Raw genomic sequence first — 15,285 nt, 5'->3', positions numbered from 1 at the left:
AACCATAGAACATCCGTCACGGGATCGTCACACAATTGCCATAAAGTCTGCGGCCAACTACCCGAGCTGAGACGACCCCATGCGCATGACTCCCGTTGAACCCGCTGGCGCGAGCATTCTGGCGACCGCCAGCCGCGTTCTGGTGGTAGAAGACGACGCCAAGGTCGCCCATGAACTTGTCTCGGCGCTCGGTGAACATGGCTTTGCCGTCGATCTCGCCTGCGCCGGGGGCGAAGGCCTGCAACGGATGCTTCACGGCGAGTACGACTGCGTGGTCCTCGATCGCCTATTGCCGGAGATCGACGGGATGTCGATTCTCACCACCGCCCGTAACGTCGGCGTCAAAACCCCGGTGTTGATTCTCTCCGCGCTTGGCGCAACGGATGAACGCGTGCGCGGCCTGCGCAACGGTGCCGACGACTACCTCACCAAACCCTTCAGCTTCGACGAGTTGACCGCGCGCATCGACGTGCTGTTACGTCGGCATAGCGACACCGATACCGGCGCTAGCCTGCGCGTGGGCGACCTGCATCTGGACCGCGAGAACGGTACGGTGACCCGAGCCGGCGTGCCGGTCGCACTCAAGCCGCGCGAAATGCGCTTGCTCGAATACCTCATGCGCAACGCCAACCAAGTCGTCACGCGCGCCCTGCTCTTCGAATCGGTGTGGAAGTACCAGCACGACGTGCAGACCAATGTCATCGACGTGCACATCGCAAGGCTGCGCAAGAAGATTTCGCTCGATGGCACCTACTCGGCGATGATCGACACGGTTCGCGGGACTGGCTATGTTCTCCACGCCAATGACTGAGCGCAGCTTTTGGCGCAGCCTGTGGGGTGCCGGGCCCATCTTCGGCATCTTCATCGTGTCGGTCGTCTCGCTGTTTGCTGTCGTCTATTGGCTCACGATGAGCTATCTGACCGATCTCGTCGATGCCCGCCTTCAACGCGAAAGCACCCAACTGATCCGTCGCACCCCGGAAGACGCACGCGCCAACATCTCCGAACGCAGCCGCCGCGAAGCCGCCAATATGCGCCCTTATGGCCTGTTCACACCGAACGGACAGCGGCTGGCGGGCAATATTGAAGTCCTGCCGAAACACCAACCCGACTGGCACGCCTACCGCTACACCCAGATCGTCACGGACAAAGATGGCGACTCATGGGCACGCCCCTATCGCGCCATGATCGCCACCATGCCCGACGGTAACCGCGTGATCGTCGGGCAGGCCGTCGACGATATTGATCGCTTCGACCACATGCTGGTGCGGGTCGCCATCGGCGGGCTGCTGGCGACGATTCTGCTCGGCGCCTTGTGCGGATACGCCCTGCACCGCGCCGCCAATCAACGGGTTCGGCAACTGCGGGAATCGTGTCAGGAGATTATCTCCAGCCACTTCACCCGCCGCCTCCCGACGCGTGGGCGACGAGACGACATCGATTTGCTCGTCGGTTTCGTCAACACGATGCTCGACGATATCGAACGTCTCGTATCGGAATTACGTGGGGTTTGCGCATGGATTGCCCACGATTTGCGCACGCCGATGACGCGCTTGCGCGCGGGGTTGGAGCGTGCCCGCCGGGGCGCGGCTAGTGCGCAGGAATACGACGCCGCCGTCGAGCGCGCGCTCGAGCAGACCGACCACGTGCTCGACCGTTTCTCGGCATTGCTGCGCATTGCCGAGATCGACGCCCATGCCCGCCGCGAACAGTTTCGTCAGGTCGATCTGGCCCGCATTGTCGAAGACGTTGTCGATCTGTACGAGCCGCTGGCCGAAGAACGAAAGGTGGTGCTGTCGGTACAAACCCAACGCAGCGCGCCGGTCCTGGGCGACGGTGATTTGATCTTTGGCGCTATCCAGAACCTGCTCGATAACGCGCTGAAGTTCACGCCTGCCGGGGGCACCGTGTGTTTGCGTGTGTTGGCAACGCCGGAGCATGCCGTGGTGGAAGTGTGTGATACCGGGCCGGGAATCGCGAGCGTCGAGCGTGACGCCGTGCTGCGGCCGTTCTATCGCGGCGCAAGCGTGAGCGGTATGCCGACGCCCGGCCACGGGCTGGGGCTAAGCGTCGTCGCGGCGACGGCACGGATTCACAACGCCGTCATGCGCATCGACGATGCCGAACCCGGCTGCCGTGTTGCCTTGCGCTTCGCTGCGGTACCGCCTTCGCAGACAATGCCCGAAGGCCAAGACGCGACACCCAGCCGCCATGAGGCGACCGGCGTCGCGAGTGCCTGACGGGTTATCGCAACGCTGGCAAGCCAAGCGCTTCGCGGGTCTCGCGCGTCGCGCGGGCAAGATCGTCACGAAATGCCGGATTGGCGAGCATGGCGGCTGCGATGACCGTACCGCTCACCTTGCCTGCTTCGACATCGCTCACGTAATGCACGCCGCCAATGGCGCGCCCCTGTGCGTAAGCCTCCGCACGCGCAAAGATGTCTGCGCGCTTCTCCGGCACGATCGTCGCCAGAATCACGGCACTCAAGTAGGCAAAGGTGGCATGTCCGCTCGGATAACCCGGCGTCGTGCCCTCGGTGACGATGCCCGGGTGCACTTCGGGGCTGACGTTATACGGACGCGGGCGCTTCCAGTAATCCTTGGCCGCCTTCAGTGGACCCGCGCCCTCCTTCGCCAGACGCTTGAAGAACGCTTCGGTGAAGGGCAATCGCTCGGCGCGGAAGTCTGAGCCGACGACGTCCGCAAACCGGAACACGCTCTTATGCGTATCGCCGTCAGCCAACGCCAGTTGTGCCGGGGTACGGGACTGCTGCAACGCCAGCACCTGACGCAAATCGTCCGCGGCGGCAAGGCTGCCTGCGGCTGGGGGCGGCGCGACCAGCACGGTCAGATCAGGTGCCGTCCCGCGCAAATAGTCGGGGTTGGCAGCATCTGCGGCGTGCGCGGCATGCAAGGCGCTCAGGAGCAGCAGCGCTGCGGCGAATGTGCGCGCGGCGCGGGGAGAAGCAGAAAACATCGGTCGGTTCCTCAAAAGAACGGGGCTTGGGTGAATAAACGGATGGAGGCTACGAGCCTCCTATGACCCGCCCAAGGCGCAAACCTTTCCATTCAGACAGATTCGCCATCCGCAGCATCGCTCGATGTCCGATCTGTTCATGTTGGCAAGTTTTGCTTCATCTGTGCATCACGGGTGGCGCATAAAGTTCGCCTCGCTGATCACCGGCGAGACAGGCCGGTCCACTCAACCGAGCGCACCGCGCCGAGGATGCATCTTCTCCATGAAGCTCAAGACTTTCCGCCCCGTCCCCCGGATTTCCCCTCGCCTCGCCCCGCGGTTCGCGCTGGCTTGCGCCGTACTGGCTGCGACGGCCGCCGCCGTTGCAGGCCAACCGGCCCGCATCACACCCGTCGCACCGGCTGAGCGGGTGCTGCTCATCAGCATCGACGGCATGCATGAGCAGGATCTCGCCCGGTACGTTGCGTCGCATCCGACGTCTGCGCTTGCCGCCCTCGCGCAGCACGGTGTGATGTATCGCAATGCGCGCACGCCGGTGCCGTCCGATTCATTCCCTGGCATGGTGGCGCTGATCAGCGGCGCGAGCCCGGTGACGTCGGGCGTGTACTACGACGACAGTTTCGACCGCCGCCTCTCGCCAGCCGGTGCCGCTTGCATCGATGAAAAGCACGCGAAGGCGAGTCTGGGCGCAGAGGTCGTCTTCGACGAATCGATCGATCGTGATCCGAAGCGCATCGACGGCGGCGGTGCCATCGACGCGGCCCGACTGCCGCGCGACCCGGCCCGTCATTGCGCACCGGTCTATCCGCACAACTACCTGCGCGTGAACACGGTCTTCGACGTGGTACGTGCTGCCGGTGGCCGCACCGCTTGGGCCGACAAACATCTCGCCTACGATTTTGTGCACGGCCCGAGCGGACGCGGTGTCGACGATCTCTACACGCCGGAGATTGCTGCCGTCGGCGAAAAAATCACCTCGTTCCCGGCCTACGACAACCTGAAAGTCGACGCGTTGCTTCGGCAAATCGATGGCCGTGACAGCGGCGGCAACGCCACGCCGGGGGTGCCGCGCCTGTTCGGCATGAACTTTCAGCAATTGAGCGTGGCGCAGAAGTCTGGCGACGGCTATCTCGACGCGCACGCGAAGCCTGGCGTCGCCATTGCCACCGCACTCGATCAGATCGACGGGTCGCTGCGACGTGTGCTCGATGCACTGGTGGCTCGCGGTCTCGACACCACGACGCTGGTCGTGATTGCGGCCAAACATGGCCAGTCGCCCGTTGCACCGGGGCAGTTGCGTCGTATCGACGGCAAGCACGTGCTCGATGTGGTAGCGAGAAGTGCGCCCGATGCCCTCGCCAAAGCCACGCTCGACGACGTTGGCCTCTTGTGGCTCAAGCAACCGCGCGCCACGCAGGCTGTCGTCAACGCCCTGCGTGCAAACGCCGACGCGCTTGGCATCGAACACGTCTACGCGGGGAATGACATGCCGCCGGGTTGGGGGCGCGTCGGCCGCGATAGTCACGTGCCGGACATCGCCATCGAAACGCAATACGGCGTGATTTACACGCGTGGCAGCAAGGTCGCCGAGCACGGCGGGTTCCACGACGACGATCGTCATGTCGCCTTGCTGATCTCCCGTCCCGACATCGCCGCGCAGGAAATCGACTCGCCGGTCTCGACGCGTCAGGTAGCCCCGACGCTGCTGCAAGCGCTGGCGCTCAAGCCGACCGCGCTCGACGCAGTGCGCAGCGAAGGCACGGCTTCACTCCCGGGATTGAATTTCCACAAACCCACGAACTGAGCGGACCTTTCGGCCCGTCACGATTTAGCACCCGTCAGCACGACAAATCAGGGTTGCCCGCCATACCCGGCGGGCACAACTTCCAAAGAGAACGAACCCAAGTCATGAAACCTCAGACGACGCATGCACCGCACCTCACCCGCACCGTTGCCAGCCTTTCGATGCGCAGGCCGCATCTGACGCTCACTGCCATCGCGCTTGCCGTGCTGGCGAGTGCAGCAAATGCCCAAACCAGCCCGACGACCGATATCGGCGACGTCTCGGCATCGGACGTCGGCGCACCGGCCAATGCCACGGCTGCCAAGTCGCGCAAGGCACCGACCGAAGCGGCAGCAAAGGCACTGACGCAGGCCCCGCTCGAAGCCACGTCGCCCCAGACGCAGATCAGCAGCGACTACATCGCCAATCAGGTCAACCCGCAGGCCGACTACGGCACGATTCTGCGTATCGCGCCGAGCTACAGCAGTTCGTCGCCCAACGGCCTCGGTTTGTCGGAAGCCAAAAACCAGACACTGCGTGGCTTTCCGGACGGCCAGTTCAACGTCACCTACGACGGCATTCCGTTCGGCGACACCAACGACTTCTCGCACCACACCACGTCGTACTTCCCCGCAGCCACCATTGGCGGTGTGACCATCGATCGCAGCCCCGGCAACGCCACCACGCTGGGCTATGCCACCTTTGGCGGTTCGGTGAACCTGTTCTCACCGACGCTGAGCCCCGAGCGCAAGATCGAGTACTCGCAGACCATCGGTTCGCATGCCACATGGCAGGAAAACCTCGGCATTACCACCGGCATCATGCCCGGGCTGCTCGACTCGAATGTGTTCCTGAATATTCAGCGAACCGATTCGAACGGCGCCTTGAGCAACAGTGGCGTCGGTAACACGAACATCTTCCTCAAGGGCGTGACGCCCATCGGCAGCAACACGCTGGTGACGTGGGTCTACGCCTACGACAAGATTCACTTCAACAACCCGGGCGGTGCCACGCTCAATCAAGTCGCCCAATACGGCTACAACTACGGCCTGAATGCCGACCCGAAAAGCCCGAATTACTGGGGCTACAACTATCAGGACAAGAACACCGAGTTCGCCTATATCGATGTCAAACACAACTTCGATAACGGCTGGGGCCTGAGCAACAAGCTGTACACGTATTACTACTACAACCTGAGCCACGAACTGAACGGCGACAACACGTCGTCGCCCCTCTCGGCATTGAGCGCCGCCAAGCCTTTCGCGCCCGGCCAGTCGGGCACCGACATTGCGGGCGCGCTCAAGCTCAACGAGTACCGCACCTACGGCGACACGTTGGCCGCTACGCATACCGATGCGTACGGCACGTTCACGGGCGGCTTCTGGTTCGAGCACACGCGCAACCCGCGCAATCGCTTCGCTTACGACGCCACCACCGGGCAGTCCGTCAAGCAAAACGCCACGTACGGCAACACCTACTACGACATGGTCGATGAGGTGAACACGGCACAAGCGTTCGCACAGTACGCGTGGAAGGCGACCAATGCCCTGACCGTCACGCCGGGCATTCGCTATCAGCACTTCGAGCGCTCGTTGTCGGCCAGCGTCTTGCAGAACAACCTGCCCGGCACGTCGGCCAGCAAGTCGTGGGACAGCGTGCTGCCGAGTCTGGACGTCAACTATCGCTTCACGTCGCTTTGGTCGGGCTACGCACAAGTGTCGCGTGGCGCGCTCGGGCCGAACTTGAACACGATGTACTCGGCCAATCCGTCGGGTAACAACAACGTCCAGCCGCAAACCTCGATGGCCTATCAGATCGGCACGGTGTTCAAGGCCGATCGGTTCACGTTCAATGCCGACGCGTACCTGATCGAGTTCAGCAACTACATCACCAAGAACGGCTCGGGGGCAAACGCCACCTACTTCAATGCTGGCGGCGTGCGCTACACCGGTATCGAGGCCGAGGGCAACGTGCTGCTGGGCAGCGGCTTCTCGTTCTACGCCAATGGCTCGCTCAACAACGCGACCTACACGCAGAACGGCACGGGCTCGCAGATTTGGAAGTCGGGTCAGCGCATTTCGTTTGTGCCGCAGTACACGGCGGCGGTCGCGCTCAACTTCGATCAAGGCCCGTGGCACGCTGGCATCAACACCAAGTTCGTCGGCTCGATGTACCAGGGCAGCAACGGGGCAGCGGATGGCTCGATCTACAAAGTTGGCCCTTACAGCGTCACCAGCATGATGATCGCGCGCGACTTCACCAACCTGAGCTCGGTGCTCAAGAAGGTGCGCGTGTCGTTCGGCATCGACAACCTTTTCGACACGCACCGCATTACCGACAACCTCGGCCCTGCCGCAACCGATACGAGCAAGGGGACGGATGCGAACCAGTTCCTCTACTACTTCGTGCCGGGGCGCAGCTTCTACGTCAACCTTCGCGCCGAGATCTGACCGGCAGCTTGTTTCAACGACCCACCGGCCCCGTGCACTTGGGGCCGGAGCGCGTTACCTCGAAAGGAGAATTTGTATGGATCTGAGTCAATTCAATCAACTGGCGATGTCGTCCGGCGGCACGCTCTATCTGATGGTGTTGTTGGCGTTTGTGGGCATTACCGTCATCGTCGATCGCGGGCTGCGGTTGCGCCGCGCGTTTCGCGCCGGGGCGCGTATCGTGACGGCCGTCGGCGCACTGCCGGTGATCGACGCCCACGATGCCGACGAACTGCGTGCCGCCGCTTTGGGCCTGCCGCATGGGCGTTTGCTCGACGCTTACGCACACAATCTCAAGCGCGTGCATCACGGCGATATGGAAGCCGCCATCGACGAAGCGATCTATCTGGAAGTGCCCCGCATCGATCGCGGTCTTTGGGTGCTCGACACGGTGATTACGGTCGCCCCGCTGCTGGGGCTGTTCGGCACGATCGTCGGCATGTTTCACGCCTTCGACGTGCTGGGCGCAGCCGGTGGCGACCCCACGCAAGTCACCTCGGGCGTGGCCGAAGCGTTGATCGCCACGGCCTGCGGTCTGGCGATTGCAATGAGCCATCTGTGGTTCTTCAATGGCATGCAAGACACCGTGCGTCAGACGGTGCATCAACTCGATACGCTCAAGCGCCTGCTGCTCAATCGCCATACCGCCGCGCAACAGGCGACGGAGCCCACGGGCGTGGTGCTGCGTCACGAACGCGCTTCGGCTTGAGAACCTGCGATGCGATATTTCGAAACGAAGAAGGCCCGCATCGAAGTCGTGCCGATGATCGACATCATGTTTTTCTTGCTGGTGTTCTTCATCATGATCACGCTCAAGATGATCCCGTCGATGGGCATGTCGGCCAAACTGCCCGGCAGTTCGACCGCTCAGGACCTGCCGCACCCGAAGGTGCTCGTCGCGCTACATGCCGATGGCAGCATCGAAACCGACCAGCATCCGATCACGCTCGACGCCCTGAGCGCTACGTTGCGCGCGCATGACCCGGCGCATACGGTCGTCACCATTGCGAGCGACAAGGCGGCCAGCGTGCAGCAATTGACGCAACTGATGGATGCCTGCCGTACCGCTGGCGTCACGCAGATCGGCATTGCCGCAAAAGAGGCCCCATGACGACGATTTTGCAGTCGCAGGCCCTGCCCAAGCCCGTTGACGTGCAGCATGCGTTGCGCGGACGTAACGTCGCAGCATCGTCGGAGCGTTGGCCATGGCGCGCGATGGCAACGGCGCTGGCGCTGGAAGCCATTCTGCTTGGCGTCACGGCCGGTTGGCTCGCTCGCAGTACCCCGGCACCGAAGCCCGTTCGCAACGACTCGCCTGTGATGCTTTCGATGGTCGAACCGGAACCGGCTGCTGCTCCGGCGCCGACGGTCAAACCGCCCGAGCCGGTCAAGGCGCCGATCAAGCAAGCAACGCCAGTGAAACCCGTGGCGCCGGTAAGGCATGAACTGGCGCCGAAGCCCGAGACCTCGCACACACGTGAGCCGGTCAATGCCGAGGCGCCGCCGATAAAGACGGTTGCCGGTGCCGATGCCCCGCCTGCGCCGTCGGCCGCGGCTGCGCCTGAACCCGCGATACCGCCGGTGAGTGCATCGTCGGGACCGGACGACCGCTTCATCGCGAAACTGCGTGCGGCGGTGCAGGCGGCGGTGGTCTATCCGATGGCGCTACAGGGTATGGGGCTGGCAGCCAACATCGACGTCGAGTTCGGCTATAAGGACGGCGTTGTGTCGAACGTGCACGTCACGCGGCCAGGTCGCGTCGCGACGCTCGACCAAGCCGCCATTGCGGCCGTGCAACGCGCGGCAATGCCGCCGCCCCCGCCCAATCTGGCAGGCGCGCTGCATACGTTCAAAGTGAGAGTGATTTTTAGCGAAAACTAAGTTGGCAATCTAAGGCGGCAAACTCGTGGGGCTAGACGCCCCCGACCGTCGCCGCATGGCTTCGTCGATCGCGATCGGCCGTCTGCGCGGCGGCCTGATTGCGTTTGGCACGCGCGGTACAGCCCAGTTTGGTCTTGAAGAAGGTCGAGAATGCCGACCCCCGAAACCCCAAGGCATCGGCAACGTCCGAGACCGATTGCCCGTTCTCAAGCGCACAAAGCGCGGTCGCGATCTGCACGTCACGACGCCAATTCGCCATCGACGCCCCCAGCTCCTGATTGAACAACCGGCTCATGGTCCGAGTGCTTATGCCCGCGGCTGCCGCTGCTTCCACGGGCGTGTGGGACCGGGTCGGCTCACGCAGCACGGCATCGCACAACGGCCCGAGGCGGCTATTTTGCGACGGCATGTCGACGCTCAGCGCCAAGGGGCTCGCCGGAGCGGCGCGCAATTCGGGCACGAGCAGAATGCTCAACGCCTCCTTGGCATGGTCGCTGGTCTCGCCCGCCGCGTAGGCCGAAAACACGCTACGCAATAGCTCGGATCCGTGCAGAAGCGTGACGTTGTCAGGCAGTTCGAGGCACGCGTCACCGGCGAGATGAAGCTCTACCGCCGCCGGTTCGCCCAGCGCCCAGACCGTGGTGAGTACGCCGGGCGGAATCCAGGCGCCCCACCCTTTCATCACGCAATGCGCCCGCCGCCCAGTTCGCAGCCACACACCGCCCTCGGCAACGAACAGGAAACGTCCGTCGCTGGTGAGGTTTGGCTCGGGAGAAAATGCAATCGTTTGCATAAAAATTCGCAATTTTGCCGGTTTAATCAAAGTGTGCGTGCAGCATACGATGGATCCGGAATCGGCAAAGTGAAAATATTGAAGACGAACGTTTGCATTTTTCGATGTTGGCCTCACGCCGAAGCTTGCCTGAGTGCCCTTGATTACCGCGTCACGGGCGCTGCGGCTGCGGCCAGTTCCGTCTCGAGATTCTTGCGCAGCGTCTCCCGGCTCATCTCCCCTTCCCAGCGGGCCATGACAAGCGTGGCGACACCGTTGCCAATGACGTTGACCAAGGCACGCGCCTCGCTCATAAACCGGTCGATGCCCAGGATCAGCGCCATGCCGGACACCGGGATCGCCGGGACAACGGCCAACGTACCGACCAGCGCGACGAACGATGCCCCTTGTACCCCGCTCGCGCCCTTCGAAGTCAGCATCGCCACGCCGAGCACCATCAACTCCTGCGTGAGTGTGAGCTCCGTGTTGGTGGCCTGCGCCACAAATAGCGCTGCCATCGTCATATAGATGCTGCTGCCGTCCGTATTGAACACGTAACCGGTGGGGACCACGAGTCCGACCAAGGGCCGCGAGCAGCCCAGGCGTTCCATCTTTTTCATCAGCGTCGGCAGTGCCGGGTCGGACGAACTGGTGCCCAGCACAATCAGCACTTCCTCACGGATATAGCGCAGGAACGAAAGGATGCTGAATCCGGCACCCCATGCGATGAGGCCGAGAATCACGAACACGAAGAAGGCCGAGGTGAGATAAAACGCCCCGACGAGCTTCGCGAGCGGTGCCAGCGCGGCGAAGCCGTACTTGCCGACAGTGAAGGCCATCGCGCCGAAAGCACCCAACGGTGCGGCTCGCATCAGCAGGTTCACCATGCCGAAGACGACTTGCGAAACGCCGTCGAGCACCTCGACAACCGGCTTACATCGCTCGCCCGCAATCGACAGCGCGAGCCCGAACAACACGGCGATTAGAATGATTTGAAGAATATCGCCAGTGGCAAACGCGTCGATGACGGTGTTCGGGATGATGTGCAGCAGAAAGTCGGTGACGTTCTGCGCCTTGGCCTGCGTCGCGTAGTTCATCACGGCGCGCGCATCGAGCGTTGCCGGGTTGACGTTGAACCCGCTGCCCGGTTTGAGCCAATGGGCCACGACAATGCCGCAGAGCAGCGCCAGCGTCGAGACGATCTCGAAGTAAAGCAACGCCTTGCCGCCAATGCGCCCGACCCGCTTCATATCGCGCATACCGGCAATGCCGGTGGCCACGGTAAAGAAGACGACCAGGCCGATCACCATGCGGATGAGTTTGATGAAGCCATCGCCAAACGGCTTCATTTGCGTGGCCAGCGCGGGGGATGCCACGCCAAGGGCGACACCGAGCGCCACGGCGATCAGCACCTGCACGTAGAGAATGCGATACCACGGTTTGCGGCTGGGCGCCGCGACAGGTGCATCGAGCACGTGATCGGGTTGGGTCATCATGTTGTTTCTCCGGAAGGAACGCCTCAGAAGGCGTGCTTCATGCCGAGGGCGACGAGCGAAAGACTGCCGCCGGTAACGTTCGGGACACTGTTGATCGCCCAGTTGTAAGAGGCGCGTGAACCGTTGCTGATATGGCTGTAGAAGGCGACCAGCGACGTACGGCGCGACAGCGCGTAGTCGTAGCCGATGGTGTATTGCATGGCGCCGGTCTCAGCGCCGCTGGAGATGTACCCGATCGGCGTCTTCGTATTGCCCACGCCGTTCCCCGCCCATGTGACGCCCGCCATCAAGTTGCCGGGGCCGAGCCGTTGCACGAGCGACAGGTAGAAGGCATCGCGCCGCACCGCTGTCGTTGGCGTCTGGTAGCGCAAGCGCTCGTAAGCGGCGGACACGACCGTGCCCGCGAATAGCCGGTACGACGCGCCGATCTTCGTGCCGTTGTCTTCGGTGTGATTGCCTTGGTAGTCGCGGTGATTCTCCTGCGCGGCCGTCAGGACAAGCGGCCCCGCCGTGTACGTCAGCGAGAACGACAAGAGCATCGGGTTGCGCGAGAGCGCGACGCGCTCCTGATTCACGCCCCATTGCGCGGCGGCCGACAGTCCGCGCCAGGACGGTGAGACGTAGTTCACCGAGTTTTGCTGGCGGCGATCGAACGATGTCGTATTGCTCACGTTGTCCGCCGACGGCGCGGAGCCGTTGCCCATGAGCGACATGTACCCGGCGGTGGTCGGATAGAACGGATCGAACGCTTTGGTCGATTCGGTAAACGGCGTCGTCCAGTTGCCGAGGAAGAACGTGCCGAAAGGCCCGTCGAGGCCGACGCGGCTGTCTCGCGAGGCCATGCCGCCCGTGCCGTTCGGCAGCGTCAGGTCGCTTTCGATTTGCCAGATGGCGCGGTAACCGCCGCCAAGGTTCTCATTGCCGCGCAAGCCCCAAACGGAGCGGTCGTTCGTCATGCGCGTGGTACTCGGCGTGGACGGGGCGCTGCTGCCGGAGCTTTGCCAGTTGTATTCCAGCGTTGTGTACAACCTGCCGTAGATTTGCACCTCGTCTGCGCAAGCCGTGCCAGCAACTGCCATGCCCCCCAGCACCATGACTGCGTGCCCGATCGTCCGTCGTCTCATTCCGTCTCCTAAACCGTCGATAGCCCTATGTCAGCCGCTCGCAATGTGCAGAGTCGATCGCTTCTGCAATGCGATGAAAGCCTTTATGCAAACGTTTGCATTATGGTTTTCAAATTGACTATCGGTCAAACGGTTGGACGTCGGGGTTAACGCGCGAGTGCGTCGCCGCATCGGAAGCAGCGCGTGCGACTTTCGAATCCCGGCCAAACAGGCGGTCGGATCTGGGGGAAGGAACCCGTCGGAAGCGGATTGAGGCGGTCGGACGCGGGCGCCACGGCGCGATGGCCGTAGACCGCCCGCGTCGAGATCAGGTGATCGTTACAGGGGTTGGTGCAGGTATGGCTTAGTTCGTCAGCGACACGAACCAGACCTTCTTCACGAACGCGTCGACTTCCCAATGGCCCTTGTAGCCTTCGGGCATCACGAACGGGTCGCCTGCGCGTAACGCATGCACGGTGCCGTCCGGGTCGACGACGCGGCACTCGCCTTCGAGGATGTAGCCGAATTCGATGTACCCGGTGGTATCCGCGCGAAACTTGCCTGCCGTGCTTTCCCAGATACCCGACGATGCCCGCCCGCCGTTGCCTTCGAAGCCGGTCATGCTACGGAATACGGTGTCGCCCTCCATCGGACGGCGCGGCTTACCGATCTCCGGATTGACCAGCGGGCCCGCGCTAAAGCGCACCAATTGCGAATGACTTTCTGCCACAACTCACCTCGTTACGTGATGGAATCAATGTCGGTCGTACTTCGTCAGACGGAAGGCGTGCGGGTCGACTAACGGCGTGTTGCCCTGCACAAGGTCCGCCATCAGCGCGCCTGCGGCCGGGCCGATGCCAAAGCCATGCCCGGAGAAACCGGACGCCAAATAAAAACCAGGCACGCTGTCGACACCGGAGATCACCGGAATCGCGTCGGGCGTCACGTCGATAAAGCCCGCCCATGCGTGCGCGACCTGTGCCGATTGAAACTCCGGAAATGCCTGTTTGAGCTTGTCCAGCGCTACGCCGATCGACTTCATCCCCGGCGCTGGGTCGAGTGTGCGATGCGCCTCGAACGGCGTCGTGTCACTGGCGCCGAAGCGTGTGGGCATCATCAATTCGTCGAGAAAGCGCTTGCCTACGCGCAGCTTCAAATACTTCTTCTCAGAGAGCCACGCAGGGAAGAACTGACGGCACAGACGAATACTGTCTGGCGTGAGATCGGCCACCGATGCCCCTAACTGCGATACCGAATAGCCACCGTCAGCGCGCTTACGGCACGTGAAGTCTTTGCCGTTGATCGCGAGATCCAGCCCGGCATCCACCGGCGTCGTGCGCAGCACCGACGCATGCACCTTCAGTTGCGGGAAGTTCACGCCCGTATTGCCACAGAACAAACGCGACCAAGCGCCGCCGGCCAGCACGACGGCGTCCGCCGCTACCCGCCCCTGCTCGGTGACGATGCCGCTTGCGCGTCCGCCTGCGCGGTCGAGACAGCGCACGGCCGTCTGTTCGAAGACTTGTGCCCCGGCGGCGATGGCGAGTTTTGCAATCGCCTGCGTTGCGCGCTCCGGCTCCGCCACGCCATCGACGGGGCAATGCAGTGCACCGACCCAATCACGTGCCGAGCGCGACTTGAAAAGATCGGGCAATTGGTCGCGCGCCAGCAATTGCGCAGGCACACCGAGCGGCAGCGCCTTGTCGAGCCACTTACGGTAGCCGTCCATATCGGCTTGCGATTCGGCCAAATACGCCACGCCCGTTTGGCGGTAACCCACGTCGTGCTGCGCCTGAATCTCCTTCCACAGTCCGATCGCCTGCATGGCCAACGGCAGTTCCTTGTGATCGCGGCCCACCGTGCGAATCCAGCCCCAGTTGCGCGACGACTGCTCGCCTGCGATCACACCCTTCTCGAACACTGCGACGCGCAAGCCCGCCTTCGCCAGCGCCCATGCCGTACTCATTCCGATAATGCCGGCCCCGATGATCGCGACATCGACCTGCTTGGGGAGAACGCTAGCCATAAATTACCCATCGACAATTGGAGGAAAAAACGAAGGTCAGCGCGCAAGTCGCGCTCAGACGTAGAAGTGGTTGCTGTTCACGACCATGAACACGGTGGGCTCGTCCCACGCGTTCTCCCAGCGGTACGGCCGGTTGCCGGTAAAGCCGTAGGTGTCGCCAGGGCCGAGGACTAGCGTGGTGTCGTCGATGAACACGCGCAACTGGCCGGACAGTACGTAGCCCACTTTGTCGCCGCTTTGCACCAGCAGATTCGAATCGGATGCCGCGCCCGGCTCGAGCTCCATCATGAAAGCTTCGAGCGACGCGCAGTTCGACGGCGTAATGCGCGCTTTCGTCACGCCCGACCCGGCCAAGCGCAGCGGTTTGCGCTGGCTGGCCCAGACGACGAACTCGCTGGGTTCCGACGTGTTCGGGGCGTCTTCGGCCATGGCGGGCGTCGAGGCGAACAAGGCGGCGCCATCGACCCCCAGCGCATGACACAACTGACGCAGCGAGCGCATCGACGGCGAACTCACGCCGCGCTCGATCTGGCTGAGCATGCCGATCGACATATTGGTGCGCGCCGCCAGGTCTTTGAGCGTGAACTTGCGCTCCGTGCGCATCGCACGCAAACGCATGCCCAATTCCATGTCGCTGGCCTGCACGGCAGGATCCACCGGTGGGTCGTCTTTCAAGCGTTCAGCGGACTCAGCCTCGGCGAGCGCCGTTGGCATCGTGGAAGGTGTGGCGGTGACAGTTTTCGGCTTCGGTGGCATGGC

The 15,285-nt window shown here is 62.9% G+C and carries 14 protein-coding genes; 7 read left to right on the top strand and 7 right to left on the bottom strand.

Features of this window, described 5'->3' with window-relative positions:
- Positions 1-85: 85 nt before the first annotated feature.
- Together PPN31114_RS04070 and PPN31114_RS04065 are read left to right on the top strand one after the other, a co-directional pair.
- Positions 86-811: a response regulator transcription factor gene (locus PPN31114_RS04070; protein WP_150678188.1), complete on the top strand. Its 726-nt coding sequence runs from the start codon at positions 86-88 to the stop codon at positions 809-811.
- Positions 789-2,240, top strand: coding sequence for a sensor histidine kinase (locus PPN31114_RS04065; RefSeq protein ID WP_150678187.1), 1,452 nt, complete (start codon positions 789-791; stop codon positions 2,238-2,240). Before PPN31114_RS04070 ends, PPN31114_RS04065 begins: the two co-directional genes overlap by 23 nt.
- A 4-nt stretch (positions 2,241-2,244) precedes the next feature.
- Here the strand turns inward: PPN31114_RS04065 and PPN31114_RS04060 are convergent, their stop codons facing one another.
- A complete protein-coding gene (locus PPN31114_RS04060) occupies positions 2,245-2,976 on the bottom strand; it encodes an acid phosphatase (protein WP_150678186.1) in 732 nt (243 codons plus the stop codon).
- A 262-nt stretch (positions 2,977-3,238) separates the two neighbouring features.
- On the opposite strand from PPN31114_RS04060, the gene PPN31114_RS04055 reads away from it, so the two are divergent.
- The 5 genes from PPN31114_RS04055 to PPN31114_RS04035 all read left to right on the top strand — a co-directional run bounded on the left by PPN31114_RS04055 (position 3,239) and on the right by PPN31114_RS04035 (position 9,129).
- Complete coding sequence (locus tag PPN31114_RS04055) at positions 3,239-4,780, top strand: alkaline phosphatase family protein (protein WP_174987648.1); 1,542 nt, start codon at positions 3,239-3,241, stop codon at positions 4,778-4,780.
- Positions 4,781-4,884: 104 nt separating this feature from the next.
- Positions 4,885-7,209, top strand: a complete 2,325-nt coding sequence (locus PPN31114_RS04050) for a TonB-dependent receptor (protein ID WP_150678184.1) — start codon at positions 4,885-4,887, stop codon at positions 7,207-7,209.
- Between the two features lie 76 nt (positions 7,210-7,285).
- On the top strand, positions 7,286-7,957 hold the full coding sequence (locus PPN31114_RS04045) for a MotA/TolQ/ExbB proton channel family protein (RefSeq protein ID WP_174987647.1): 672 nt from the start codon (positions 7,286-7,288) through the stop codon (positions 7,955-7,957).
- A gap of 9 nt (positions 7,958-7,966) precedes the next feature.
- A complete protein-coding gene (locus PPN31114_RS04040) occupies positions 7,967-8,359 on the top strand; it encodes an ExbD/TolR family protein (protein ID WP_150678182.1) in 393 nt (130 codons plus the stop codon).
- Positions 8,356-9,129: a TonB family protein gene (locus PPN31114_RS04035; protein ID WP_150678181.1), complete on the top strand. Its 774-nt coding sequence runs from the start codon at positions 8,356-8,358 to the stop codon at positions 9,127-9,129. The genes PPN31114_RS04040 and PPN31114_RS04035 overlap by 4 nt, the downstream gene beginning before the upstream one ends.
- A gap of 31 nt (positions 9,130-9,160) precedes the next feature.
- Here PPN31114_RS04035 and PPN31114_RS04030 read toward each other — a convergent pair whose 3' ends face one another.
- The 6 genes from PPN31114_RS04030 to PPN31114_RS04005 all read right to left on the bottom strand — a co-directional run bounded on the left by PPN31114_RS04030 (position 9,161) and on the right by PPN31114_RS04005 (position 15,282).
- A complete protein-coding gene (locus tag PPN31114_RS04030) occupies positions 9,161-10,039 on the bottom strand; it encodes a helix-turn-helix domain-containing protein (protein WP_150678180.1) in 879 nt (292 codons plus the stop codon).
- A gap of 26 nt (positions 10,040-10,065) precedes the next feature.
- On the bottom strand, positions 10,066-11,394 hold the full coding sequence (locus PPN31114_RS04025) for a dicarboxylate/amino acid:cation symporter (RefSeq protein WP_150679141.1): 1,329 nt from the start codon (positions 11,392-11,394) through the stop codon (positions 10,066-10,068).
- A gap of 26 nt (positions 11,395-11,420) precedes the next feature.
- Entirely contained in the window at positions 11,421-12,521 is a 1,101-nt protein-coding gene (locus PPN31114_RS04020; RefSeq protein ID WP_150678179.1) for a porin, read from the bottom strand.
- A 343-nt stretch (positions 12,522-12,864) separates the two neighbouring features.
- On the bottom strand, positions 12,865-13,230 hold the full coding sequence (locus tag PPN31114_RS04015) for a cupin domain-containing protein (protein WP_246182389.1): 366 nt from the start codon (positions 13,228-13,230) through the stop codon (positions 12,865-12,867).
- Between the two features lie 24 nt (positions 13,231-13,254).
- Entirely contained in the window at positions 13,255-14,526 is a 1,272-nt protein-coding gene (locus PPN31114_RS04010) for an NAD(P)/FAD-dependent oxidoreductase (protein ID WP_150678178.1), read from the bottom strand.
- A gap of 54 nt (positions 14,527-14,580) precedes the next feature.
- Positions 14,581-15,282, bottom strand: coding sequence for a helix-turn-helix domain-containing protein (locus PPN31114_RS04005; RefSeq protein ID WP_150678177.1), 702 nt, complete (start codon positions 15,280-15,282; stop codon positions 14,581-14,583).
- Between the last annotated feature and the right edge of the window lie 3 nt (positions 15,283-15,285).

Origin of the sequence: Pandoraea pneumonica, from assembly GCF_902459645.1 — a bacterium.
Lineage (GTDB): Bacteria > Pseudomonadota > Gammaproteobacteria > Burkholderiales > Burkholderiaceae > Pandoraea > Pandoraea pneumonica.
The sequence above is the reverse complement of the archived record's forward strand: the minus strand, read 5'-3'. Positions and strand labels throughout refer to the sequence as shown.

Excerpts from the sequence above, each read along its gene's own strand:
- PPN31114_RS04070 (WP_150678188.1), top strand. The coding sequence starts at position 86 with ATGACTCCCGTTGAACCCGCTGGCGCGAGCATTCTGGCGACCGCCAGC.
- PPN31114_RS04065 (WP_150678187.1), top strand. The coding sequence starts at position 789 with ATGTTCTCCACGCCAATGACTGAGCGCAGCTTTTGGCGCAGCCTGTGG.
- PPN31114_RS04060 (WP_150678186.1), bottom strand. The coding sequence starts at position 2,976 with ATGTTTTCTGCTTCTCCCCGCGCCGCGCGCACATTCGCCGCAGCGCTG.
- PPN31114_RS04055 (WP_174987648.1), top strand. The coding sequence starts at position 3,239 with ATGAAGCTCAAGACTTTCCGCCCCGTCCCCCGGATTTCCCCTCGCCTC.
- PPN31114_RS04050 (WP_150678184.1), top strand. The coding sequence starts at position 4,885 with ATGAAACCTCAGACGACGCATGCACCGCACCTCACCCGCACCGTTGCC.
- PPN31114_RS04045 (WP_174987647.1), top strand. The coding sequence starts at position 7,286 with ATGGATCTGAGTCAATTCAATCAACTGGCGATGTCGTCCGGCGGCACG.
- PPN31114_RS04040 (WP_150678182.1), top strand. The coding sequence starts at position 7,967 with ATGCGATATTTCGAAACGAAGAAGGCCCGCATCGAAGTCGTGCCGATG.
- PPN31114_RS04035 (WP_150678181.1), top strand. The coding sequence starts at position 8,356 with ATGACGACGATTTTGCAGTCGCAGGCCCTGCCCAAGCCCGTTGACGTG.
- PPN31114_RS04025 (WP_150679141.1), bottom strand. The coding sequence starts at position 11,394 with ATGACCCAACCCGATCACGTGCTCGATGCACCTGTCGCGGCGCCCAGC.
- PPN31114_RS04020 (WP_150678179.1), bottom strand. The coding sequence starts at position 12,521 with ATGAGACGACGGACGATCGGGCACGCAGTCATGGTGCTGGGGGGCATG.
- PPN31114_RS04010 (WP_150678178.1), bottom strand. The coding sequence starts at position 14,526 with ATGGCTAGCGTTCTCCCCAAGCAGGTCGATGTCGCGATCATCGGGGCC.
- PPN31114_RS04005 (WP_150678177.1), bottom strand. The coding sequence starts at position 15,282 with ATGCCACCGAAGCCGAAAACTGTCACCGCCACACCTTCCACGATGCCA.